Origin of the sequence: Streptomyces sp. NPDC046985 (assembly GCF_040644415.1) — a bacterium.
GTDB lineage: Bacteria > Actinomycetota > Actinomycetes > Streptomycetales > Streptomycetaceae > Streptomyces.
The window spans coordinates 1-23,782 of the sequence record NZ_JBEYWK010000022.1; the positions used below are offsets into that span (position 1 = coordinate 1).

Genomic DNA, 23,782 nt, shown 5'->3' on the forward strand with positions numbered 1-23,782 from the left:
CCGTGCAGAACTGCGCCGACTCCGACAACTATCGCGTGTACTACAACTCCGACTACGGCGGCGCATCTCAGTACTTCGCGAAGAGAGACCCTTACGCCGACTGTACTCTCACCGACCTGATCTCCGCCTTGAAGAACAACAACGCGTCCTCCCACTTCTCTTGAGAGGAAATCACCTCGTGAAGCACGTCAAACGGACGGCCGTCGCAGCAGCCTTAACCGCTTCAGCTTTTCTGGTCAGCGCCTGTTCCTCTGGCATGGCCGCGGACACCGCGAAGAACGCGGCCGACGGCAAACCGATTGTGAACAAGGAGAACTGGCCTGCGAAGACCCCGACCAGTGGTCTGGTGAAGGGCCTGACCCTTCCACTGGAGACGTACATGTCCTCCTACGCGGATCAGGTCGTCGTCGAGCAGGCCGCCGATGATCTTCAGCAGTCCTGCATGAAGGACTATGGCATCGACCTGACGCTTCCACTGGCGGGCGCCAACCCGCCTCCCAGTGACAACGACGCCAACATCGAACGCCGTTACGGCATCACCGACCGGGCCGAGGCGGAGAAGTACGGCTACGAGCTGCCGCCGGCGCTGCAGGAGCACACCCGGCAGACTCTGCCGGACCTGTCCGGTGTCGAGGTCGAGGTCCTGACCGGCCACACCAAGCCCGAACTGCCCGAGGTCCGCAAGGGAGTCAAGACGGGACAGGCGCCTGTCCCCAGCCGGGGCACGAAGCCCGCCCGAGCGGAGTACGACGGAAAGAAGCTGAAGACGGGCGGCTGCATCGGCTGGTCCAAGGAACAGCTCGGCACGAAGGAAGCCGAACCGACCCTCGTGGCACAGCTCGCCGGGGACAGCCTGGTGCAGTCCAGGAAGGACGACAAGGTCGTCAAGGCGATGGCCGCGTGGTCTTCGTGCATGGACGGGAAGGGCCACAAGGGACTCGCCGATCCCTACAAGGCGATGGACCAGGGTGTCACGGACGGCGGGCAGCCGTCGCAGGATTCCATCGCTCTGGCGGTCGACGACATCGACTGCAAGAAGCAGACGGACCTGGTGAAGACGTGGTTCGGTGTCGAGTCGGCGATCCAGGACAGGCAGATCGCCGACAACAAGAGCCGGCTGACCGGAATCGAGGAGCAGCACGGTGAGCAGCTAACTGCCGCGCGCAAGGAAACGGCGGCTTCCGCCCGGTGAAGACTGATGCAGTGGTGTCAGTGGTGTCCGGATCGAGCCTGGTCAGGGCACTATGCATGATGACGGCGTGTGCGCTGGCCGGCGGATGCACGGCGAGCGCCCCTGACAGGGCTCCCGCATCGCAACGGCCGGCTACTTCGAGCGCGGATCCGAGCACTCCGCAGGTGCGTCCCTCGCCTGTGCCTACGGTGCACTCCGAAGGCCGCACGCGCGTCTTGGAGTACGGAGACCTCGTCGTGCGTGCCACGCCGGAAGACAGCGGTGTGCGTACCGAGATCGCGGTAGCCAACAGCTATAGGCGGAAAACGACGTACTCGGTCCAGATCAGCATCGCCGACGGTCAGGGCTGGACCGCGTACAACCGGTTCTGGCTTCAAGATGTCCCTCCGGGAAAAACCGGACGAGCTGTCGCGGTGATCGGCTCGGATGCCATGGGACCCGTTCCGCAGAATCCGAAGATTTACGTCGATAAGTTCACTCCTATCGTCGACCGAAAGTAGAAGAGGAAGCGTCTCTGACAGAAGGTCAGTGCGAATTCTATTGGCCGGCGAGCCTCGGCCCCTCCAGAGAGCGCCGACCGGCCACGACGCCAGTCACGGCCTGCGCGTAGCGAGGCGCCGAGGTTGGCGTGCCGTCATCAGGTTCACATTTCTGTGCTCACCGCTGCAATTGACGCCAATTCAACGTGCAGCCGCAACGTACTAGAGCGGCGCTGGCAACGGCTGCGCGTGTCAGGAACGGTTCTTTCAAACGGCGCGTCGACTACTCCCGCAGGGCATTCCTCAGAAGCCGAGATCGGCATCAGCCGATCGGAAGTCTACTGAAAAGGAAAACCGTCACATCATGCACTCTCAGTTACGAGAGAGACGCAAGCGACGTTTATCTGCTGTGGTTGTCACTGAGGCAACCGCGTTGACGGCCTCCCACTTTACCGTTAGCGCGGCACAGGCGACGGTACCGAAACCGCACGAGGGCTCGGCACAGCGGCAGGCTCGCATCCCAGAGCCGAGAGCCGCGTCGTCGGCCGTTCCACTCAAAGATCGCGACATGGTCCTGGGGAAGGGCTGGAAGACCTCTGCCGACCGCGCCGTGACCACGGCAGCCGACAGTGACGGACTCCGTCTTCTGGTCGCCGACAGCGACACCGGCTATACCTGGCGGACGGTCACGGTCCTGAGGGAGCCTCAACTCCCGGCCGGCACATGGATCGGCAACCAGTGCGTCATGGACGACCATCGCGCTGCCGTCGCCTACGCTCCCCGGACCTTCGCCGACAAGTCGGACCTGATGATGGGCGGCGCGTTCACGGCGATCGTGAACCTCGATGACGGCAGCGTCACCAAATTGCCCTCACGGCATCGCTCGCCTACTTCGACCCCACGTGTAGCCCCGGCACGCATACCGCGGTCTTCACTGCGCTCCGAGACGCAAAAACGCGCCTGGCCACTGTGCATGCCAAGGGCTTCCCCCTCGCGGACACCACCGTGAACGGCGAGATCACCTCTGCTGTGCCCACCAAGGACGGTGTGATCGCAGCCGCTGGAAGCCAGCTCGTTCATGTCGACCACATGGGGAGGACGGCCAAGCTCGCCGCTACCAGACACGCCCCGTACGACATCCGTGTCACCAGTGACGGCATGGTCAGCTACATCGACCGGACTGGCGACACCGACGCCGAGGCGCAGACTTACCTGCACGGCGAGAAGGCGGTCGTCGCGAGGGCAAGCTCACTGCGATGAACCTGCGTCAAGGCACGGACGGTACGGCCTACCTCAGCACACTGCCGACGGCCCCGTGACCTTCAGGGCTACAGCCCTCTCCACATGGGGACTCGGTCTGGACTGGCAAACGGGAGTCACCACCACCGCCGACGGCGCCCTACCCGAGCTGGACGGCGCAGACAAGGCCGCCGCCACCATCGGCCGAGGCGAGGTCCGCCTCGACACCCTCAACCTCGCGTCCCTCACCGCAACCGTCCAGAGCGGATTGTTCCGGCAGCCCCTGTTGGTCGCCCCGAAGACCAGCGGGAAGACGCCAGCCGCCGCTCGCCGACCGCTCCCCCGTCAGGTCGCGGACGATCTGCGAACGCTGATGCAGTCCTATGCCCAGACCGCCGGTGTCGACGGTGCCGCGTTCGGAGGCGTCGCCGACCAGTTCGGCGACAGCGACCAGCCCATCACGGGCTGGTTCACCGCCTATCGCGGAGACCTGGCCGTAGCCGTCACCGCTGCCGAGCAGACACACCGACCAAAGACCGCCAAGGCAGTCGTCCGCGCGGTCCTGGACGCCACCAGCTGAACACCGAGCTCCCGCCCAGCTCAGGTCCTCAAGACCGTGCTGGGTGGGCCGAGTCGTGCCCACAAGGGCACGGAACTTCAACGGGAACGGGGAAACTCTCTCTTGAGACCCAGAAGACGAACACGCGCGCAATGGGCCGCAGTGCTGGCCTGCGCGGCACTGGCAGGCGGTGCTGTACAGACCGCACCCGCCCTCGCGGCGCCCCAGGCCAAGCCAGCACCGCGCCACGCCACGACGACACCGCCCGGCCAGGTCCCGGATCCGGACAAGAAGCTCGGTAAGGGCTGGAAGACCAGCAAAGACCGAGCGGTGACGGCCGCTGCCGACACCGACGGCCTGAAGCTCCTGGTCGCCGACAGCGCCCAGGCGTACACCTGGAAAACCGCCGCCGTCCTGAGTGAACCGGGCATGCCCGCAGACTCCTGGATCGGCAACCAGTGCGTCATGGACCACGACCACGCAGCCGTCGTGTACGCGCCGCGCAGCTTCACGAACAAGCCCGACCTGATGCAAGGCGGCGCGTTCGCCGCGATCGTGAATCTCACCACCGGCAAGGTGGTGAAGCTGCCGTTCACGGCGTCCCTGGCGTACTTCGACCCGTCCTGCAACCCGGATACGCACACCGCCGCGTTTACCGCGTTCCGCGACATGAACGACCCGGCAGACACCAGGACCCGCGTGGTGAGCGTGAACTTGGCCGGGCAGACCGTCGCTACGGCCGCGACGAAGGGCGAAGTCACCAGCGCCGTCCCCGTCAGGGACGGCGCGGTCGCCGCCCTGGGCCGCCACCTGGTCCATCTCGACCGCTCCGGCAAGGTCGAAAACCTGCTCACGGCGGGTGGTCTGCCGTTCGACATTCACCCGACCAAGGACGGGAAGATCGCCTTCGTCGAACGTGACGGCAGCACGAAGGCTCGCGCCCGAGTGTGGGCGGGGCGCGGCACGCCGGACACGGTCGCTACCGGCAAGCTCGGCGACCTCGACCTCAAGCGCGGCGGATCCGCGCAGATCTTCCTCACCGGACATGTGGCCGGCACTCCCCGCACCGAAGGCCACCAGATAACCCGCATCGACGCCCCGGCCGACCGGGACGTCTCCAGCCAGGGCCGGCTCGCCGTCGATCCGGTCCTCACCTCGGGTGTGCGGGCGGGCGTCGACCGGGTCACGAACGCAGGCAACGGCTTCACCGGCGCCGAGCCCTCCGTGAAGGACAGCCCGGCACAAGCCACGGGGAGGCAGGCCGCGGATGCGCCACTGACGGTGACCTCCACCGTCACCACTACCGGTGAGAAGCTCAGCCAGACGGTCACGAAGACCATCAAGGCCGCCGGCAAGGACCGGCTCTCGCCGGCTCTGACCGCCGCCGGCACGTCAGGCTCGGACCCGGGTGCTCACACGCATCTGATGCGGACCGCAGTGACGGCCAACGTGTCGCACGATCCGACGGATCCCGACCGCTGGTGCTCCGTCTCCCGCAACGACGTGAACGCGCAGGCATTGCAGCCCACCCCCAACCAGGTCGAGTGGGCCGTCGACATGGCCGTACGCGGTGACCTGCGCGCGAGCTACCTCCGCCAGGGCGGCTACCGCAACCAGACGGGCCTAGGTGCCATCGACCCGCAGGGTCTGTTCTCGCCGCCCACCCTGACTGGCGCGAGCAACGCCCGAATCCCGGCCAACGTCATGCTCGGCATCATGGCGCAGGAATCCAACCTGTGGCAGGCCGAGTCCGGTGCCATCCCCGGGCAGATGGGCAGCCCCCTCGCCGCCGTGGACGGCTACTACGGCCACCAGGCCGACTCAAGCTACCCCGATGCCTACTGGAACATCAACTGGGACAAGTCAGACTGCGGTTACGGCGTCGGACAGGTCACCGACGGCATGCGTCTGGCCGGGCACGAGAAGAGCGGCGAGAAGGGCCTGTCGCCGGCCCTGCAGAAGGCTGTCGCCGTCGACTACGCGACGAACATCGCAGCCTCCATGAAGATCCTCGCCGACAAGTGGAACGAGGTGCACACCGCTGGGCAGACGGTCACGGTCAATAACGACGACCCCTCCCGGGTGGAGAACTGGTTCACCGCGGTGTGGAACTACAACCTCGGCTTCAACCCGCCCTCCGCCGCATCGCAACACGACGGGCACTGGGGCCTGGGCTGGTACAACAACCCGGCCAACCCCATCTACGAAAAGTCCTGGGGCCACCCGTTCATGGACACGGACGTGGACGGCACCGAGGCCAACCACGACGCGGCGCACCCGCAGGACTGGCCGTATGAGGAAAAGGTGATGGGCTGGGCCGCTTGGTCCATCGACACCGGCTACTCCTACAGCACCGACGGACGCCAGGACTGGAAGGGCGAGTCCGGATTCTCCTCAGCCGGCTTCCGGCCCGCCTGGTGGACCAGCACCGGCCAACGCAGCCAGGTCTCGCCGCCGCTGAGCACGTTCTGCAACAGCAACAACAACTGCGACCCGAGCACCCCGCCCGACTGCGGGACGGAGAGCTGCTACGCGCAGTACTGGTGGAACAAGCCCAACGCCACCTGGAAGACCAACTGCGACAACGACTGCGGGCACGAGCTCATCAAGTACCAGACACTGATCTCGGAACCTGGGCGCGGCTACCGCCTGAAGAACGGCACACCGGTCTGCAGCGGCGCGCCCACCGGCTCCCACGTCGTAGCCTCCGTCGCCAACGGCACCGAAACATGGGGCGACTGCGGACAGGCCACCTCATCCGGCACCTTCCAGTTCACCTTCTATCCGGACACCCTGGGCACCCACTACGAGGCGAAGGCGGACCTGCACCAGATCGGCGGCGGCTACGGCGGCCACTTCTGGTACACCCACACCCGCGATGACGACCATCTCGGCGGCGAGGGCGGCCCGATGGACATCGACGGGACCTGGACGCTCGGCGAGAGCCTGGACCTCGCCCAGGTCTGGGTGCACGTCCCCGACACCGGAGCGCAGACCAAAAACGCGCACTACGTGATCCATGGCGCTCTCGGCGGACCGTACGACCGTTACGTCGACCAGAACGCCAACAACGGCAAATGGGTGTCCCTGGGCGCCTACAAGTTCACCGGCACGCCGAGCGTCAACCTGTCGAACTACCCGTCCGACGGCACCGCCGGCGCCGACATCGCCTTCGGCGCCGTCGCCTTCCAGCCCGTCAACGGCACCTACGTCTCGGACAGCATCGAGGCCGACGCGTACTTCGACGAGGACCAGAACATCGACGTCAGGCCCGAGAGCCAGATGTTCAACACGCCGCTGAAGTCTCGGCAGGACCTCTACGACTGGGCACTCACGAAGTCGCAGGACATCATCGATCTGCCGACCTGCGTCGACGGAGTATCCCCGACCTGCGTCAAGCCGGAGACGAAGGCCGCCATGGTCCGGTGGAACGACGAAGTGAAGAAATCGGGGACCAGCACCACAGATCACCCCGTCGGGCACAGCATCCCCGAGTGGATGCACTACTCCAACCCTGTTGCCAAGCGCCCCACCGACGGCAGCAAGCCCTCCTGGTTCGGTACGGACGACGCCGCCTACAAGATGGACGACAAGGCGACCGTCTCCTTTGTGAAGGCCAGCGACGGAAAGATCATCAACGGCAGCGAGAGCGTGACGTACGACGACCGCACCGCCGACACCCACATGCCGGACTTCGTGCGCGAGTTCATCGCGGCGCTTCAGCAGGACTACGGCACCGCGCCACCGGACCTGGACTACGTCGCGAAGGACCTGAACGTCCACAACGGCAAGTCGACCACCACGTCCACCACCACCGACGGGATCCTTCCCGGGCGGGCCTACAAGTCGATCGGCGTGAAGCCGGTCATCACCGACGACAACGACAACGTCGTCACCGGCGACAACGGCACCTGCGTCGCGGTGATGCACACCGCCGGCGGATCCATCGGCTACCGCACGGCCCTGGCCGACGACTACCTCACCGGCGAGGTGGCCGACTGGGTGTCGCGAGTGTCGAGCGACACCGGATCGTCCGACAACCCCGTCGCGCTGATGGCCCAGGAGATCCGGAACACCTTCTTCAAGCCGGGGCTCACAGGATCCATCTTCGGATCCGCACCGCCCATCTGGCAGGAACTCGACTTCAAGACCTGCACCGACGGCACCATCAAGAAGGTCAGCGGAGCCCCCGTCCTGCGCTCCAGTTTCATGCCAAACCAGTACCTTTACCGCAACGGCAAGGCAATCGATCTGAACGGCTCCTACACCGGATCCAGCGCCCCCGTGACGACAGGCGATTTTTACCACTTCAGCGGCCCCGACATCCCCCCGCCTCCCGCTGACCCCGATCAGTCGAAGCACCCGTATGCTTCGTGCAACATCACCAGTGGTCACGGAGGAAATCCCTGGAATATCGGAGCGATCGACGACGCGGGCACAGACCCGTCAACCGCTCACTTCTGCAACGCACCAGGCAAGATCCCTGACCCGAACTACAGTCGATAGTCCATAGTGCCAGGTGGCCTTCCGGGAAGCCAACACGGAAGGCCACCCCGCACGCCCATGCGAAGGGATGAACTGGTGCCGAGCTACTTGTACGCGGCATCCGCGGCCGCGAGCGCCGTGTGCGGAACTGTGTTCGGCGTACGGCGGAGATCGTTCAAGGAGGGTCTCACAGCAGCCTTGATATGTGCCACCGCAATTTCCTGCTTCTTGTCTCTTCGGTATGTGGAAATAGCGATATTCTGGCTGCTTGGGTCACCTACAGCAGGATTCAAACTACTTGGCACAATTTGCCTGATCGTCCTCCCCTGGTTCCTGTTCCGTCACCACGAGAAGTCCGCTGTCGCCTCGGTTTCTGCCGTGGCGGCGGTCGCCGCTTGTCTCTGGATTCTCCCGTCGCACTTCCCATTTCCCCTCGTGTACGCGTCTGCAATCCTTTCTTCAGCGACGCGGATTGCACTCGAACTTCGCGCAAACCAGTAACACAGGGACGTGCCTGGGGAGCGGGACGACCTTCCAGAAACGATTCCGTCGAGCTTCAGTCGGATGATCACCCCCATAGGCTGTAGCTGAGTCTCCGGGGAAATAGTTGATCTGGTTCATCCGCTGGCAGCGTCCCAACAAGTAGCGAAACCGTCCTGTCCCTCGGAGATCTAGCGGAAGGCTGAGTCGATGTCAGATAACCTGAGGCATTCTGAGGTTCTCGGGCAGCGGTCCCCATAGGATCGACGTCCAGAACGACGGAGAGAGCACGTGGCACAAAAGCGCAGGAAGTCAGTCCTGAATTTCGGGACGAGGCGGCGGTGCTTGTGGGAGTAGTCGGCCCGGCCGTCGCCCACCCGGTCGCACTCGGCGAGCGTTCCATCGAGCAGGACGTAATCCGGGTCGGTCTCGCGATGAGCATGGCGACCCACTCGACCAGCGCATGAGGCGGGTCGAGTGCGGCAGGATAAGGAACCAACGAGGCGCCTGTGCTGCTGAGTTGGGACTTCGAACACCTCCCTCGACGGCGCGGGCGCCTCGTGCGTTGCGGGCCTCTCCACCGTCACTCCATCGGTGGCCACTCTGAAAGTGCTCAGGAGCAGCGAGGGGGGAGCGCCGGGGACCCGTTGCTGCTGGAGCCCTTCTGCGCGCCAGTGGCGTCACTCATGATCAGGGGCCTGATGCACGGGGTCGGCTTCGGGCAGGCCCAGGTACCGGCGGACCACGCCGTTGTCGCCGGTCGCCTCGGCGAGGCGGACGGCTTGGTCGAAGGCCCGCTCCCGGACGCGCTCGATCTCCGCGGCGATGTCGTCGAGGCGGCCGTGCGTCAACGAAAGTTAACCCACCATCGAACGTTCGTTGACATGCGGCCGGAGGGCGTAGCAAGATCTGCGTGCGGACAGGTCCGAAACGGCCGTCATCCGTGATCTCGTGCGCCCTGGACTGCACCACGCACCCCTGGAGAGTCATGGCAGTGAGTCCTCCCGCCCGGTCAGCCGGGTGCCACCCCTATCCGGAGCACCCGGCGGGTCCCGCACGCTGCCTCGCCGCCCAACCCGCCGGCAGCGCGCGTCGAGAGACCGCGGGCGCTCCGCCTCGTGACGCCGAGGGATAACGGAGGAAGGATGCCGACCCTTGGCTATCTGGTCAACGAGCGAGCAGAGCTGCAGCTGCGCTTCCTGCTACCTGCACACGCCCGGATCTACGCGCATGCCAGGGTGACCGAAATCGCGGAGATGCCCCTGATCCAGCCCGCGAGCGCGCCGAGGACCCGCCTCACCCCGGGGACGCTGGCCCTGGTCGGCTTGACCGGGGGCCTCGACGAGCCCGGTTCGGCGGCCCTGGAACAGATGGTGCGCTACCTGGGGGAGTGCGGGGCCAGCGGCCTCGTGATGCAGGCGTTCGGTCCGGCGCCCCGCGTCCCTCTCCGCGTCCGCGCCCGAGCCGAGCGACTGCAGATCCCTCTCCTCATCACCACCGCAGGCCAGCAGTGGGGTGGAGTCAACGAGCGTCTGCAGCAGCAGCGAGCACGATCGGCGGAACGGCATGTCGAGCGGCTCGACGGCCTGTTGAGCTCGTTGCCTAGTCAGTTCGCCAATACGCGCTCGATCGAGCGCATCGTGGACTGGCTGGCGGCGGCCCTCGACGCGGTCGTGGTGCTGAAATCCACTGACCGAGGGACCTTGGCCTGCTCTCCGAACGGCAGCAGTGAAGCGACCCTCGGGACCCAGTCCGCCGACGGTCTCCACCAGCGCAGGGTGCAGATACACGGCACGGCCGACGCGACCGTGCTGGAAGTCTCCTCTCGCCGGCCGGTTGACGAGACATCCGGCAGGCTGATCCAACACGCGGCCAAGGTGCTGGGCCTGTGCGAGCAGGCCCAGCAGGAGCACTGCGCAGCCGTCCTGGCGCCCCGTGCGGTCAGCCAGGCGGCCGCCCAACTCCTGCTCGCCGGACATGTCGCCATGGGGCAGGCCGTCGCGGGTGCGATCTCCCGGAATCTGATGGAAACCGACGAGGTCGTGGTTCGGGTCATCGACACGGGCGACCAGCGACGCGAGCCGACGCTGGCTCTGTGCGAGCGGGCACTGCACGGGCGGGCCCTGGTGTCCCCGTGTCCAGGCAAGGATCAGCAGATCATGGTGATCACGCCGAGGCGGCGGGACGCCGACGTCGAGCCTGCTCTGCGGACGATCGTCGGCAGCCGCGCCTGGCTGCTCATGGGCGGGAGCGCGCCGCACGAGCTGGCGGCCAGCGGCGCCGGGCACGCCGAGGCGGCGGAGGCGGTCCGCGCCGCGGCTCGCTCGCCGGAGCGAATCAGCGTCGGTGCGGAGCAGAAGCTCGCCGCGCTGCTGCCTCGGCGCGAGGCCCGGGCTTGGGCGGCGTCGCTCCTCGCGCCGCTTCTGACGCCGACACACGCGACGCTGCTGCGCTCCCTGCCCATCGGCCTGGCGTTCCAGAGGACCGAGGCGGCCAAGGCGCTGCGGATCCATCGCAACACGTTGCGCCGTCGACTCGACCGGGCCGCCTCCCTGCTCGGTCTCGACCTGGACCGGCTCAACGACCGTGTGGTGGTGCTCTTGGCGCTCCAGGTCCTCGCGCTGCCCGCACCGTCGGCACCGTCGGATGCCGTCGACGGCGGTCAGCATGTGGCCCTCGCCGACCTCTTGACGGGCCTGGACGTCGCGGAATGGGCGCGTCAACGGCTCCGAGCGCTGCTCTCGGACTACCCCGGTGTGCTGGCGACCGTCCGCGTGTGGCTGGAGAAAGACCTCTCGGTCAGGGACACCGCTCAGGCGCTGGATCTGTCCCTCTCCACGGTGCGGGCGCGCACGGTCAGGGCCGCGAGGCTGCTCGGTATGGAAGCCTCGATTGACGTCACGCGCGTCGGCGACACCGACGTCATCGGCATCGCCGACGTCTACGTTGCCGTCCATCTGTTCTCGGGCACGCCGCTGCTGACGGACGCGCGGCCGGCGGACGCTCGCCGGGCGTAGCCCTGTCGCCGCCCGCTGCGGAGGTCGCTCCGCGGCGACCGTCGCCGGGGCCGCTGCTGCCCAGCGTCTGGCCGGACGACGACGAGAGCTTAGCCGCCCGTCTTTCTCCGCTGGCGTGGGCGCATCGCCGTAGCAGTTCAGGTCCGCAGCCCGAGGCTCGGAGCGCGAGCAGCGGCTCCGCTCCCTCGCCTCGGACTGCCTGCGCGTCCTGGCTCAGCCGAGGGCGATCTTGCGTTCTTGCTCCGTGAGCGGAGGGCCGTCGAGTGGCTGCTTCTTGCGGCAGACGAGCATGGGCCAGAGCATGTCGAGTGAGAACAGGCGGGTCGGTGGGCGTTCGAGGCTCATGACGTCGAGGAGGGCGTGCAGGGCTCGGGGGTTGGCGGCGCCGGTCTCCACGCAGCGGTCGACGTAGCGGGCCAAGAGCCTCTCGAGGGCGGTGGGCGGGGTGTCGCCGGCTCCTGGATAGAGAGCGTCCTGACCGACGGCGAGGTCCCATGCCGCGCCGACGGGGCGAGCGGCCGCGCGTTGAATGCGCCGGGCGGCGCCAGGGGTGGTGAGCGAGGTGGAGCGCAGGACGGCGCGCACGGCCAGGGCGCACTGCGCGGCCACGGTGAGGCCGTGGCCGTAGACGGGGTTGTAGCCGGCGACGGCGTCGCCCAGAGCGATGAATCCGTCGGGCCAGGCGGGCAGCTTCTCCCAGTAGCGCCGGGTGTTGGCGGTGGAACGGGAGACGGCGACGTCGCCCAAGGGCTCGGCGCCGGCGATCAGCTCACCGATGACCCGGTGGCCGAGGGCGAGCGCGAAGGCGGCGAACTGGTCCGGATCTGAGGGGGGTTCGCCGCCGCGGGTGCCGGACAGAGTGACGATCCACTGGTCGTTCTCTATGGGCAGGATGATGCCGCCTCGTCCGGGCGCCTTGGTCGGGTTCGCCTGCACGTTGACGAGCGGGAAGTCCGCGGCCGCGGCGCCGGCGGGCGCCCTGAACAGGCGGGTGGCGTAGACGACTCCGGCGTCGACCTGGCGTTCGGGGACGGCGGGCAGCCCGAGGTCGCGCAGCCAGCCCGGTGCGCGGGTGCCGCGCCCGGAGGCGTCGACGACCAGGTCGGCGCGGACGGTCTTCTCGACGCCTCCTACGCGGACGTGCACCCCGGACACCGCCTGGGCGGTCCCCTCCAGGCCGAGGACGGCGGTCTCCTCGCTCAGGGTGATGCGCGGGTCGTCGAGGACCCGTCCGCTCAGCACGTGGTCCAGTAGGGCGCGCGAGCACACCAGGTTGCGGTGGGGTGTGCTGGTGAAGCGCCTGAACCAGACTTCGTTCGGGGCGCGGGAGACCATGTCGCCCATGATGTGCGCGAGGCGTCCGCCGCGGGCGACGACCTCGTCGACGACGCCGGGCAGAAGCTCTTCGAGGGCCTTCACGCCGCCGCTCCACACCAGGTGAGCGTGGTGGGCCTGGGGCACGCCGCGGCGGGGCTGGGGGGCGTCGGGCAGGCTGTGCCGTTCGAGGACGGTGACGTCGGCGAACTCGGCGAGGGCCGTGGCGGCGAAGAGCCCGGCGGCGCTGGCGCCTACGACTATGGCGGTGGGGCGTCTGTCAGGCATGTGCGGCGCTTTCTGGTCGGGTCATCTGGCGGTGGACGCGCTCGAGCAGGCGTGGACGGTGCAGGGCGCGGGCCACCGCGTCGATGTGCGCGGCGACTTCGCCTCCGCCCGGAGTGGTCTGGTCGCCGGTGGTGGTCAGCGTGTTCGTCTCGTACGCGCTCACGGCGGCCTGGAGGGCCAGCGCGCCGGCGATGCCGCGGGCCCTGTCCTCGGCGTGCCCGAGGGCGGCGGACGTGTACGCCCTGCGGTAGAGGTCTTGGTCGAAGTACGGGCCGAGCAGGCGCAGTGCGTCGTGGATGCGCTGCTGGCGTTGCATCAGCCGCAGGCTCAACGGGGTCCACAGGCCGAACCGGGCGGTGGCCGCGGACGCTTTGGTGACGCGGAGGGCGCGCCACAGGGGGCGCAGGCACCAGAAGTCGCGCCGATCGCGCCCCCATCTCTGCACGATGGGGCCCGCCTGCGGGACGATGAAACCGCAGGCGACCATGATCCCCTCCATCATCGCGAAGGGAGGCGCAGCGTTGGTGCTGAGGACGTCGAGGTCGTGGCCCGTCCAGCGGGCGACGACGGCGACGAGCTTGGCGGCGTCGAAGAACAGGCCGCTGCCGAAGCCGACCTGCAGGCAGACCACGCCGGCTTTCAGCCAGCGGTGGGTCACCTCGGGGGACCACTGCCGCAGCATCGAGACCGCGACGAGGCCGGACACCATGTGCGCGACGAGGTAGAGCAGGATGTGCTCGCGCATCCACGGCGTGTTCGCGTAGTAGGTGTCCAGGTCGTAGATGCGGATCTCCGAGGCGTCGGCCAGGAAGAACGTGGCCCACAGGCCGGCGATGATTCCCCCGTAGATCCAGTAGATCCGGATCATCCGTCGCCGACGACGCTCGGAGGGTTCCTCTCTCCACCGCATGATCATGGTCAGGGCGGTGGCGCAGAAGGCGGTGAGGAAGGAGTAGGCCCAGGGCGCCGATAAGTTCGGGATCTTGCTCCATGCGTTGAGCCGCTCGATGTTGATCGGGGTGATGACCACCATGACAGCGGTGGCCCAGGTGAGCAGCAGAGTCGTCGCTCGCACATCGGGGTCGCGCCACGCTCGTACGACCGTGGGCCCCTTCAGCACGAGAGCTACGGCGAGCAGGACGGTCGGTATGAGGTAGGGGATGCGGAGATGACTCAACGCAGTATCCCTCCGTCCCGGTTGAGGAGCGAGAGGTGGAGGCGTCCCTCCACAGTGGCCGCGGTGACGGGGTTCTGTGCGTGACGTCCCGTCATCCAGGTGCGCACCTCGTGACCGAACAGCAGGCCGAAGGTCTCGGCGTCGATCTCGCGGTCGTCGACGGACTCGGCTCGCGCGGCGACCGCCCGGACTGCGTCGTGGGGAACCTCCTCGGCCGCCAGAATCTGAGCGGCTACGCGCTGGATTTCCTGGGGATTCCCCTCGGAGGTCAGTGAGCGGGCGGCGGTCGACGCCCCGGAGACGTGGTGGCCGCACTCGCCTTGCTCTTCGTGCCACAGTTCGTGCCCGAGGATGACCAGCTGGGCCTCGGGCACTGTGTGCTCCTCGACCACGATCAGGGACTGATCCCCCAGGTCCATCCGCAGCCCGGAGACCGGTATGTCGGCCGGGAACGGGCGGAAGATCAGACAGACCGCACGGCCCGTGCGCACGCTCATGGCGCGGCAGAACTCTCGCATGACCACTTCGGGCGTGGCCGGGCGTTGGATGGCCTGGCCCACTTCGCGCCCTAACGCGGCGAGCAGGCCCTTCATCGCGTGGGTGCTCACGGGCGGTCGTCCCCCCGAGGCGGCATCACGGACTTGATGACGCCGGCGAACAGGGCCTCCAGCTGCTCGGGGGAGATCATGCCGTGCTGCCGCATGTCCGCGCCGACGATGCCGTACCGCTTCATCAGCGCCTGGACCGGGTCGCTCTCCGGGTTCTCGTAGCGCTCCAGCACGGGCAGCAGGACCCGGTTGAGGGCGTCCGAGGCGGTAGCCGTGAAGTACCGCTCGTCCTCGACGCCGAAGTACCGGACGAGCTGGTGCAGGAAGGTCACGGTGGGGACCTTCTCTCCGTCCACGAGTTTGCGGGCCCAGGCCGTCGACAGGCTCAGCCGCTCGGCGACTTCGTTGACGAGCGCCATCTTGCCCATGCCGCGAGAGGCCATGTGCGCCGCCGAGATCGTCCGCATCCTGGCGCAGACCCGCTCCTCGACCGAGTCGTCGGGGACCCGCTCGCCGTGCAGCAGGCGTTCGACCACGAGCACGGGCAGCGAGGTCTTGCCGGAGAGCTCGGCCGGGTCGAAGATCGCCGGGCCGTCGAGGCCTTCGCGCTCGATCACGGCGCTCAGCCTTCGAAGCGTCTCGGAGAGGGAGATCGGTGGCTCCACTGGGGCGCTCCTGTCGGTGGTTGTGTGGCTGCACACTACGCGGCCCGCCGAGCCGCCTCAACGAAGGTTCACTCACAATTGAACGTTCGTTGACATGTAGTCGGGAGGCGTAGCAAGATCCGATGTGCGGACAGGTCCGGTTCGGCCACCGTCCGTGATCTCGTGCGCCCTGACGCTGCATCATCCATCCTTCGGAGAGTCATGGCAGTGAGTTCTTCCGCTCCGTCAGCCGGGCGGCGTCCCTTACCCGGCGCGACCGCGGCCCGGCCCGCCAGCGCGGGCGGCGCGCAGGGCTCGACGCGGCAGCGTACCGCCGAGCTGAACCGGCTGGCCCTGCAGCGGCAAAGGCCGGCCGCCCGGTGAGGGACATCGAGAGCGTCGGCTCCGGACTCGTCGGTGGGCTGCTGATCGCGACCCCTCTCACTGCGGTGCTGCACCGTCGCTCAACTCGGGCGCGTTCGGCCGCGAGCGACTTGGGGCGGCTCGCCGAACAGCGGCGGGACGAGGTGGTCCATCTCGCCGGTGAGGTCGTCCCCGCCCTTGCCGAGCAGCGCCTACGCGGACGCCGCGACGCGGCGCCCCCCCCCCCCCGGGCCGCTGGGCTCGGCGCCCGACGCGGTGGGCCGGGACTTCGCCCTCGCAGTGGCCGAGGCGCACGCGGCGCTCACGGCCGACGAGGGCGCCCAGCGCGAGCGAGCGCTGCGGGACTCGGTCCTGGCGGCGTACGAGTCGGTGGCGCGGACCATGCACGCCACGGCCACCGTGCAGCAGGGGGAGCTCGACGCGATCGGCCAGGCGACGCAGAACCCCGGCTTGATGGGATAGGTGACGAGGGCCGACCACGCCGCCGACGCCGACCAGTTGCTCACCCACGCGTCCGAGGCCCTGCGTCTCGCCCGGCGCTCCTCGTCCGGGTATCTCGTCCGTAGACTCCAGGGGCTGGCGGCTGACATGGGCTCGCTCGCCGGGGACCGCCGGGTCGCCGGACTGGGCGCCGAGATCGCCGCACTGAGCGCGACGTGACGAGAGGGGCTGCCGTGACGGAGACCGAGGGTGCCCGGCTGTTTCGCGAGGCGTGGATCGCCGGTGTGCGCAAACACTTCCCGGGCGAGCCCAAGCCGGGCTACGTGAGTGGCTGGGAGGAGACGCCCGAGTGGGAGCGGCAGGCCGCAGGCGCCGTGTACGAGCAGGTCCGCCAGTTCCTCGACGTGAGCGACGGTCACGCCTCGCGGCTGAGCCGTGAGCAAAAGGGCCGCTTCGTCGCGACCGCGTGGATCGCGCAGATGTTCAGGCACTTCGAGGAGCCCAAGCCGGGTTACGTCGCCGACTGGCCGGACCTTCCCGAGTGGCAGCGGGAGACCGACGCCGACGTCTTCGAGGCGATCGAGGGCGCCCTCGGTTGAGGGGGCGGGCTGCTGGGCGCGCCCCCCCCGTTCGGGCGTACGTCCCGCCCCCGGAATCACTTGTGTGCTACCAGTCGGTAACATAAGTGTGAGCAGGGGCGGAGTCGTCTGAGCGAGGGTGGGCGGGGTGATCGCCGCGGGCGGATGACGTTCCGTCGGAAAGCTTCGTGAAGTTCTTCACAAGTATTGCCGTCAGGGAGGCGGTCCGGAGGGTCCCCGGCGGCCTGTTCCGGCGCTCGGCGGGGTCGCGGCGGCCTCCGGGGGAGTCTGCGCGGGGGCGCCGCGAGGCGGCGGCGAAGATCGTCCGGCGGGGCGCCGCAGACTCGGAAGGGCAGCTCACGCGGCCTTGACATAGGGCTTAGCGGGCGCCGGTTCCCCTCCCCGAGCATGACTTCCGTCACGCGAGCGGCGGAGTTTAACACAGGGGGTCCCCAAGCTTGTGAAGGGGCGCACGAGGTACCCCCTCGGAACGGGTGGATACTCGATGCCATGAGCACCACGGAGCGTCCCAGGATCCTCGTAGTAGGCGGTGGGTACGTAGGCCTGTACGCAGCCCGGCGCATCCTCAAGAAGATGCGCTACGGCGAGGCGACCGTCACGGTCGTCGACCCGCGGTCGTACATGACCTACCAGCCCTTCCTCCCCGAAGCCGCCGCCGGCAGCATCTCCCCTCGCCACGTCGTCGTCCCGCTGCGGCGCGTGCTGCCGAAGGCGGAGGTCCTCACCGGCCGGGTCACGACCATCGACCAGGACCGCAAGGTCGCCTCGATCGCCCCCCTCGTGGGCGAGGCGTACGAGCTGCCCTTCGACTACCTGGTCGTCGCGATGGGCGCGGTCTCCCGCACCTTCCCGATCCCCGGCCTCGCCGAGCAGGGCATCGGCATGAAGGGCATCGAGGAGTCCATCGGCCTGCGCAACCACGTCCTGGAGCAGCTCGACAAGGCCGACTCCACGACCGACGAGGAGATCCGCCGCAAGGCGCTCACCTTCGTCTTCATCGGCGGCGGCTTCGCCGGCGCGGAGACCATCGGCGAGGTCGAGGACATGGCCCGGGACGCGGCCAAGTACTACACCAACGTCTCCCGCGAGGACATGCGCTTCGTCCTCGTCGACGCCGCCGACAAGATCCTCCCCGAGGTCGGCCCCAAGCTCGGCCAGTACGGCAAGGAGCACCTGGAGAGCCGCGGCGTGGAGGTCTACCTCTCCACCTCCATGGACTCCTGCGTCGACGGCCACGTGGTCCTGAAGAACGGCCTCGAGGTCGACGCCAGCACCATCGTGTGGACCGCGGGCGTCAAGCCCAACCCGGTCCTCTCCCGCTTCGGCCTCCCCCTCGGCCCGCGCGGCCACGTCGACTGCGAGCCCAGCCTCCAGGTCAAGGGCACCGACTACATCTGGGCCGCCGGCGACAACGCCCAGGTGCCCGACCTCGTCGGCCGCAAGGCGGGCAACGAGAACGCCTGGTGCCCGCCGAACGCCCAGCACGCGCTGCGCCAGGCCCGGGTGCTCGGCGACAACGTGGTCTCCGGCATGCGGGGCTTCCCGCAGAAGGACTACAGCCACGCCAACAAGGGCGCGGTCGCGGGCCTCGGCCTGCACAAGGGCGTCGCGATGATCGTCATGGGCAAGATGAAGATCAAGCTCAAGGGCCGTCTCGCCTGGTACATGCACCGCGGCTACCACGGTCTCGCCATGCCGACCTGGAACCGCAAGATCCGCATCTTCGCCGACTGGACCCTCGGCATGTTCCTCAAGCGCGAGGTCGTCTCGCTGGGCGCCATGGAGAACCCCCGCGAGGAGTTCTACGAGGCCGCCAAGCCAGCGCCGGTCGCCGCCGCGCCGAAGACCGAGAAGACGGCCACGGCGTCCTGACGCCCGGTCACCTGCCGTACGCCCGAAGGGGCCGCCCGCCATCCGTGGTGCGGGCGGCCCCTTCGGCGCGTCCGGCGCCCGACGGCGGGCAGAGCCCCGGACGGGGGCGCCGGGCGTCGGGCGCCTCCGGGCCGCGGACCTCCGCGCGCCGTGCATGGCCGGCACGGGCGGCGGCCCGCGTGGCCGTCCCCTCTCTTTGCCCGGCCGTGACCCCGTGGCGGGACTGCGCCGCGGCGCGCGCGGTGTTACGTAAGGGAGGATATTCCGGCATTCGTCGTCACGGAGGTGTGCGCCATGCCCGACGCCGCGCTGCGGCTCACGAGACTGCTCGAACAGCTCACGGGGGCCCCGCTCCCGGTGCGGATCCGCGCCTGGGACCGCTCCGAGGCCGGCCCGCCCGGCGCGCCGACGCTGGTCGTGCGCAACCGGCGCGCCCTGCGCCGACTGCTGCTCAAACCGGGCGAGTTGGGGCTGGCCCGAGCCTGGGTCTCCGGCGACCTGGAGGTCGAGGGCGACCTGTACGCCGCCCTGGACGCGCTCTCCGGTCTGATCTGGGATCGCGGGGAGGACGCCCGGGGGCTCGGCCGCGCGCTGCTCGACCCGGAGGTGCGGGCCGCCGTGCGCGGCCTGGTGCGGCTGGCCGGACCGCCGCTGCCGCCCGCCCCGCCCGCCGAGGAGGTCCGCCGCCCCGGCCACCTGCACACCCGGCGCACCGACCGGCGCGCCATCAGCCACCACTACGACGTCGGCAACGACTTCTACGGACTCGTCCTCGGCCCGTCCATGGTGTACTCCTGCGCCTACTGGGCGGCCCCCGAGCCCGCCGCCGCCCTGGAGCAGGCCCAGCGCGACAAGCTCGAACTCGTCTGCCGCAAGCTCGGCCTGAAGCCCGGTCAGCGGCTGCTGGACGTCGGCTGCGGCTGGGGCTCCCTGGCGATCCACGCCGCCCGCGAGCACGGCGTGAGCGTCGTCGGCGTCACCCTGTCCCAGGAGCAGGCGGCGTACGCCCGCAAGAGGGTGGCCGAGGAGGGGCTGACCGACCGGGTGGAGATCCGCGTCCAGGACTACCGCGACGTGGACGACGGACCCTTCGACGCGATCTCCTCGATCGGCATGGCCGAGCACGTCGGCGCCGAGCGCTATCTGGAGTACGCGCGCGTGTTGTACGCCCTGCTGGCCCCCGGCGGGCGGCTGCTCAACCACCAGATCGGCCGCCGCCCGCAGGGCGAGGAGTCGGCTTATCAGATCGACGCGTTCATCGACGCCTACGTCTTCCCGGACGGCGAGCTACAGCCCATCGGCGTCACCGTCTCCGCGCTGGAGCGGGCCGGTCTGGAGGTGCGCGACGTGGAGTCCCTGCGCGAGCACTACGCGCTCACCCTGCGCCGCTGGGTCGCCAACCTGGAGGCCGAGTGGGACCGCGCGGTGCGGCTCACCAGCCCCGGCCGCGCCCGGGTGTGGCGGCTCTACATGGCGGCCTCCGCGCTCGCCTTCGAGCACAACCGGATCGGCGTCAACCAGGTCCTGGCGGTGAAGACCCCCGACTCCGGTGAGTCCGGCATGCCGCTGCGGGCCCGCACCTGGGGAGCGCCCGCCCAGCAGTAGACCCGCACCCGCGCCTCGGGCCCCGTTCCGCGAGGGAGACGGGGCCCGAGGGGTGCGGTCGGCCGCCGCTACTCCGAGGTGATGGCCTGGAGCATGTTCAGGCGGGCGGCGCGCCGGGCCGGCCACAGGGCGGCCAGCACGCCCACCGCCGCCGCCAGCAGCAGGAAGACGCCCATCCGCGCCCAGGGCAGCACCAGCTCATACGTCGCCAGCTCGGCGCCGAGCAGTCGCCCCGCCGCCCAGCCGAAGAACACGCCCAGGCCGATGCCGAGGACGCCGCCGAACAGCGAGATCACCAGCGACTCCAGCCGGACCATCCGCTTGACGCTGCGGCGGTCCAGCCCGATCGCGCGGAGCATGCCGATCTCCTGCGCGCGCTCGAAGACCGACATCGCCAGCGTGTTGACGACCCCGAGGACCGCCACGATCACCGCCATGGCGAGCAGGCCGTAGAGCATGTTCAGCAGCAGCGTGAACACCCGCGCGATGCCGTTGGAGATGTCCTTCTTGTCCTGGATCCTGATCGCCGGGTTGGCGCCGAGCGCCTTCGCCAGCCGGTCCTTGGCCGTGCCGGACGCGCCGCCGTCGGTCTTCACCAGGATCTGCGCGTCCCTCGGGTCGCTCTGGTGCGGGGCGAGGACGGCGTCGTCCACCATGATCCCGTGGATCAGGGCGTTGCCCTCGTAGACCCCGGCGACCGTAAGCCGCTGCCTGCGGCCGTCCTGGTAGGCGACGGTGAAGGCGGAGCCGGCCTTCCAGTGCCGGGAGGCGGCGGTCTTGTCGTCGACGACGATCCGGTCGCCGCGCACGGCGAAGGCGCCGTCGGCGACCTTCAGGTCGGTCAGCCAGCCGATCGCGGCGGCGTCGACGCCCGTCAGGTCGTCGATCCGGCCCTCCACGCGGGCCGGGGCGTCGCGCAGCGGACTGACGGCGGTGACGCCGTCGGCGTGGCGCAGCTTCTCCTCGACGCCCGGGGACAGGCCGTTGCCGTTCGCCATCGACACCACGTAGTCGGCGCGAATCGCGGAGGACGCCATCTCGTCGATCGCGTGCTGGAGGCTGCCCGCCGTCACCGTCATGCCGGTGATCAGGGTCAGTCCGATCATCAGCGCGGACGCGGTGGCCGCCGTACGGCGCGGGTTGCGCACCGCGTTGCGCCGGGCCAGCCGGCCCGAGACGCCGAAGACGCGCAGCGCCGGCGCCGCCGCGGCGATCAGCGGGCGGGAGAGCAGCGGGGTCAGGATGAAGACGCCGATGATCAGCAGCACCGCGCCGAGACCCATGGGCGCCTGGGCGGCGTCGGCGTCCATCGTGGTCGCCCCCAGCACCGTCGCGACGCCGGCCGCGGCGAACAGGGCGCCGAGGGTGTTGCGCAGCACCAGCGACTTGGCGGTGGCCTGCGCGTGCACGCTGCTCATCGCCGCCACCGGCGGGATCTTCGCCGCCCGCCGGCCGGGCAGCCAGGCCGCCAGCACGGTCACCAGCACGCCGACCGCGAGCGCCGCGACCACCGTGCGCGGGGCGACGACCAGCGGGCCGTCCGGCACCGAGGCGCCCAGCGACCCGATCAGGGACCGCAGCCCGGCGCCGATGCCGATGCCGGCCAGCAGCCCGGTCACGGCGGCTGCCGCGCCCACCGCGAACGCCTCGATCAGCACCGACCGGGTGACCTGCCGCCGGGAGGCGCCGACCGCGCGCAGCAGCGCGAGTTCCCTGGTGCGCTGGGCGACGAGCATGGTGAAGGTGTTGGCGATGATGAACGTGCCGACGAACAGCGCGATCCCGGCGAAGACCAGCAGCCCCCGGCGCAGTCCGCTCATCGAGGAGGCGATGTCCTTCGCCTGGTCGTCCGCGAGCCGCCGTCCGGTGGTCGTCTCGGTCTCACCCGCGGGCAGCGCCGCGTCGAGCCGCGCCTTCAGCGCCTCCTGGCCGGTGCCCGGCGCCGCCCGCACGTCGATCTCGTCGTAACGGCCCGGCTTGCCGAACAGCTTCTGGGCGGTGGCGGTGTCGAACAGGGCGAGGCTGCCGCCCGCGGCGACGTTGCCGTCGTCGGTGGTGAAGACGCCGCTGACGGTCGGGGTCAGGACGGGCCCGTCGACGGAGACGCGCACCGTGTCGCCGACCTCGTACCCGGCCCGCCGGGCGGTCTCGGAGTCGATGAGGACCTGGCCCTCGCCGTGCGGGGCGGCGCCGGAGGTCAGCGGGTACCGGGGGTCTTTCGCGCCCCAGTAGTCGCCGCCCTCGGAGCGGAAGCCGCCGCCGATCAGCTTGCCGTGCCGGTCGGCTATCGCGGTGAAGCCGCGCACCACGCCGACGGCCGAGGCGGCGCCCGGCACGCGGGCGCTGCGCTCCAGGTCGGCCTGGGTCAGCTCGGCGGCGCGGCCCGGCCGTTCGCCCCCGGCGTCCTGGTGCCGGGGCCGTACGGCCACGTCGACGTGGTCGAAGCCCCGGGCGGAGCTGTGCTGGTAGGCGTCGGAGACGGTGTCGGTGAAGACCAGGGTCCCCGAGACGAAGGCGACGCCGAGCATGACGGCGAGCACGGTCATCAGGAGCCGGGCCTTGTGCGCGAGGACGGTGCGCAAGGCGGTGCGGAACATGGGTGTCTGTCTCAGTCCAGGAGTACGGGAGGGCGGGCTGGGGGGAGGGTCCGGGGGCTCAGCTCGTGCGGCCCTTGGCGTCGAACTGCTTCATCCGGTCCAGTACGGCGTCGGCCGTCGGCCCGTGCACCTCGTCCACGATCCGGCCGTCCGCGAGGAAGACCACCCGGTCCGCGTAGGCGGCCGCCACCGGGTCGTGGGTCACCATGACGACGGTCTGGCCCATCTCCCGCACCGAGTTGCGCAGGAAGCCGAGCACCTCGGCGCCCGAGCGCGAGTCGAGGTTGCCGGTGGGCTCGTCGCCGAAGATGATCTCCGGCTTGGAGGCCAGCGCCCGCGCGACGGCGACGCGCTGCTGCTGGCCGCCGGACAACTGCGCGGGCCGGTGGCTCAGCCGCCCGGACAGCCCCACCATGGCGATCACCGAGTCCAGCCACTGCCGGTCCGGCTTGCGGCCGGCGATGTCCATGGGAAGCGTGATGTTCTCCAGCGCGGTCAGCGTCGGAAGCAGGTTGAACGCCTGGAAGATGAACCCGATCTTGTCCCGGCGCAACGTGGTGAGCTGCTTGTCCTTGAGCGCCCCCAGTTCGGTGTCGCCGATGCGGACCGAACCGGAGGAGAAGGAGTCCAGTCCCGCCACGCAGTGCATCAGGGTGGACTTGCCGGACCCGGAGGGGCCCATGATCGCGGTGAACTCGGCCTGCGCGAAGTCGACCGAGACCCGGTCGAGGGCGACCACCTGGGTCTCGCCCTGTCCGTAGACCTTGGACAGTTCCGTGGCGCGCGCGGCCACGGCGGTGGCCGCGCCGGCGAGGGGGGACGTGGTGGTCACGGGCAAGAGCTCCTGACGGTGCGAGGACGG

At 69.3% G+C, this 23,782-nt stretch carries 19 protein-coding genes; 12 read left to right on the forward strand and 7 right to left on the reverse strand.

The window, feature by feature from the left end; all coding sequences use genetic code 11:
* Positions 1–256 precede the first annotated feature (256 nt).
* The 6 genes from ABZ861_RS25580 (at position 257) to ABZ861_RS25605 (ending at position 7,975) form a co-directional block, all read left to right on the forward strand.
* A complete protein-coding gene (locus ABZ861_RS25580; protein ID WP_361634345.1) occupies positions 257–1,192 on the forward strand; it encodes a hypothetical protein in 936 nt (311 codons plus the stop codon).
* A gap of 236 nt (positions 1,193–1,428) precedes the next feature.
* Complete coding sequence (locus ABZ861_RS25585) at positions 1,429–1,692, forward strand: hypothetical protein (protein ID WP_361634348.1); 264 nt, start codon at positions 1,429–1,431, stop codon at positions 1,690–1,692.
* 547 nt (positions 1,693–2,239) lie between these two features.
* Positions 2,240–2,680 carry a hypothetical protein gene (locus tag ABZ861_RS25590; RefSeq protein WP_361634351.1) on the forward strand — a complete coding sequence of 147 codons (441 nt, stop codon included), beginning with the start codon at positions 2,240–2,242 and terminating at the stop codon, positions 2,678–2,680.
* Entirely contained in the window at positions 2,677–2,931 is a 255-nt protein-coding gene (locus tag ABZ861_RS25595; RefSeq protein WP_361634354.1) for a hypothetical protein, read from the forward strand. Before ABZ861_RS25590 ends, ABZ861_RS25595 begins: the two co-directional genes overlap by 4 nt.
* Positions 2,932–2,986: 55 nt before the next feature.
* Positions 2,987–3,490: a hypothetical protein gene (locus tag ABZ861_RS25600; RefSeq protein WP_361634357.1), complete on the forward strand. Its 504-nt coding sequence runs from the start codon at positions 2,987–2,989 to the stop codon at positions 3,488–3,490.
* A gap of 141 nt (positions 3,491–3,631) precedes the next feature.
* Positions 3,632–7,975: a hypothetical protein gene (locus ABZ861_RS25605; RefSeq protein WP_361634360.1), complete on the forward strand. Its 4,344-nt coding sequence runs from the start codon at positions 3,632–3,634 to the stop codon at positions 7,973–7,975.
* A gap of 1,139 nt (positions 7,976–9,114) precedes the next feature.
* Here the strand turns inward: ABZ861_RS25605 and ABZ861_RS25610 are convergent.
* Positions 9,115–9,285, reverse strand: a complete 171-nt coding sequence (locus ABZ861_RS25610) for a hypothetical protein (RefSeq protein ID WP_361634363.1) — start codon at positions 9,283–9,285, stop codon at positions 9,115–9,117.
* Positions 9,286–9,579: 294 nt separating this feature from the next.
* Here ABZ861_RS25610 and ABZ861_RS25615 point away from each other — a divergent pair, with 294 nt between their 5' ends.
* Positions 9,580–11,451 carry a helix-turn-helix domain-containing protein gene (locus tag ABZ861_RS25615; protein WP_361634366.1) on the forward strand — a complete coding sequence of 624 codons (1,872 nt, stop codon included), beginning with the start codon at positions 9,580–9,582 and terminating at the stop codon, positions 11,449–11,451.
* A gap of 213 nt (positions 11,452–11,664) precedes the next feature.
* Here ABZ861_RS25615 and ABZ861_RS25620 read toward each other — a convergent pair whose 3' ends face one another.
* From ABZ861_RS25620 to ABZ861_RS25635, 4 genes are read right to left on the reverse strand one after another with little or no spacing between them, the layout of a single operon-like run.
* Positions 11,665–13,053 carry an FAD-dependent monooxygenase gene (locus tag ABZ861_RS25620; protein WP_361634369.1) on the reverse strand — a complete coding sequence of 463 codons (1,389 nt, stop codon included), beginning with the start codon at positions 13,051–13,053 and terminating at the stop codon, positions 11,665–11,667.
* A complete protein-coding gene (locus tag ABZ861_RS25625) occupies positions 13,046–14,230 on the reverse strand; it encodes an MAB_1171c family putative transporter (RefSeq protein WP_361634372.1) in 1,185 nt (394 codons plus the stop codon). Before ABZ861_RS25625 ends, ABZ861_RS25620 begins: the two co-directional genes overlap by 8 nt.
* Positions 14,227–14,823: a toxin gene (locus ABZ861_RS25630; protein WP_361634375.1), complete on the reverse strand. Its 597-nt coding sequence runs from the start codon at positions 14,821–14,823 to the stop codon at positions 14,227–14,229. The genes ABZ861_RS25625 and ABZ861_RS25630 overlap by 4 nt, the downstream gene beginning before the upstream one ends.
* Before the next feature lie 11 nt (positions 14,824–14,834).
* A complete protein-coding gene (locus ABZ861_RS25635; protein WP_361634378.1) occupies positions 14,835–15,395 on the reverse strand; it encodes a hypothetical protein in 561 nt (186 codons plus the stop codon).
* 588 nt (positions 15,396–15,983) lie between these two features.
* Here ABZ861_RS25635 and ABZ861_RS25640 point away from each other — a divergent pair.
* The 5 genes from ABZ861_RS25640 (at position 15,984) to ABZ861_RS25660 (ending at position 20,323) form a co-directional block, all read left to right on the forward strand.
* Positions 15,984–16,268, forward strand: a complete 285-nt coding sequence (locus ABZ861_RS25640; protein ID WP_361634380.1) for a hypothetical protein — start codon at positions 15,984–15,986, stop codon at positions 16,266–16,268.
* The gene (locus ABZ861_RS25645; RefSeq protein WP_361634383.1) at positions 16,269–16,466 is read left to right on the forward strand and encodes a hypothetical protein; all 198 of its coding nucleotides are present in this window, start codon (positions 16,269–16,271) and stop codon (positions 16,464–16,466) included.
* Between the two features lie 14 nt (positions 16,467–16,480).
* Positions 16,481–16,846, forward strand: coding sequence for a hypothetical protein (locus tag ABZ861_RS25650; protein WP_361634385.1), 366 nt, complete (start codon positions 16,481–16,483; stop codon positions 16,844–16,846).
* A 489-nt stretch (positions 16,847–17,335) separates the two neighbouring features.
* Positions 17,336–18,718 (forward strand): NAD(P)/FAD-dependent oxidoreductase, encoded by a 1,383-nt coding sequence (locus tag ABZ861_RS25655; protein ID WP_361634388.1) that lies wholly within the window; start codon positions 17,336–17,338, stop codon positions 18,716–18,718.
* 294 nt (positions 18,719–19,012) lie between these two features.
* Positions 19,013–20,323 carry a cyclopropane-fatty-acyl-phospholipid synthase family protein gene (locus ABZ861_RS25660; RefSeq protein WP_361634391.1) on the forward strand — a complete coding sequence of 437 codons (1,311 nt, stop codon included), beginning with the start codon at positions 19,013–19,015 and terminating at the stop codon, positions 20,321–20,323.
* Between the two features lie 68 nt (positions 20,324–20,391).
* Here ABZ861_RS25660 and ABZ861_RS25665 read toward each other — a convergent pair whose 3' ends face one another.
* On the reverse strand, positions 20,392–22,920 hold the full coding sequence (locus ABZ861_RS25665; RefSeq protein WP_361634394.1) for an FtsX-like permease family protein: 2,529 nt from the start codon (positions 22,918–22,920) through the stop codon (positions 20,392–20,394).
* Positions 22,921–22,978: 58 nt separating this feature from the next.
* A complete protein-coding gene (locus ABZ861_RS25670) occupies positions 22,979–23,752 on the reverse strand; it encodes an ABC transporter ATP-binding protein (RefSeq protein WP_361634397.1) in 774 nt (257 codons plus the stop codon).
* Between the last annotated feature and the right edge of the window lie 30 nt (positions 23,753–23,782).

Excerpts from the sequence above, each read along its gene's own strand:
- ABZ861_RS25580 (WP_361634345.1), top strand. The coding sequence starts at position 257 with ATGGCCGCGGACACCGCGAAGAACGCGGCCGACGGCAAACCGATTGTG.
- ABZ861_RS25590 (WP_361634351.1), top strand. The coding sequence starts at position 2,240 with ATGGTCCTGGGGAAGGGCTGGAAGACCTCTGCCGACCGCGCCGTGACC.
- ABZ861_RS25620 (WP_361634369.1), bottom strand. The coding sequence starts at position 13,053 with ATGCCTGACAGACGCCCCACCGCCATAGTCGTAGGCGCCAGCGCCGCC.
- ABZ861_RS25630 (WP_361634375.1), bottom strand. The coding sequence starts at position 14,823 with ATGAAGGGCCTGCTCGCCGCGTTAGGGCGCGAAGTGGGCCAGGCCATC.
- ABZ861_RS25660 (WP_361634391.1), top strand. The coding sequence starts at position 19,013 with ATGCCCGACGCCGCGCTGCGGCTCACGAGACTGCTCGAACAGCTCACG.
- ABZ861_RS25665 (WP_361634394.1), bottom strand. The coding sequence starts at position 22,920 with ATGTTCCGCACCGCCTTGCGCACCGTCCTCGCGCACAAGGCCCGGCTC.
- ABZ861_RS25615 (WP_361634366.1), top strand. The coding sequence starts at position 9,580 with ATGCCGACCCTTGGCTATCTGGTCAACGAGCGAGCAGAGCTGCAGCTG.
- ABZ861_RS25655 (WP_361634388.1), top strand. The coding sequence starts at position 17,336 with ATGAGCACCACGGAGCGTCCCAGGATCCTCGTAGTAGGCGGTGGGTAC.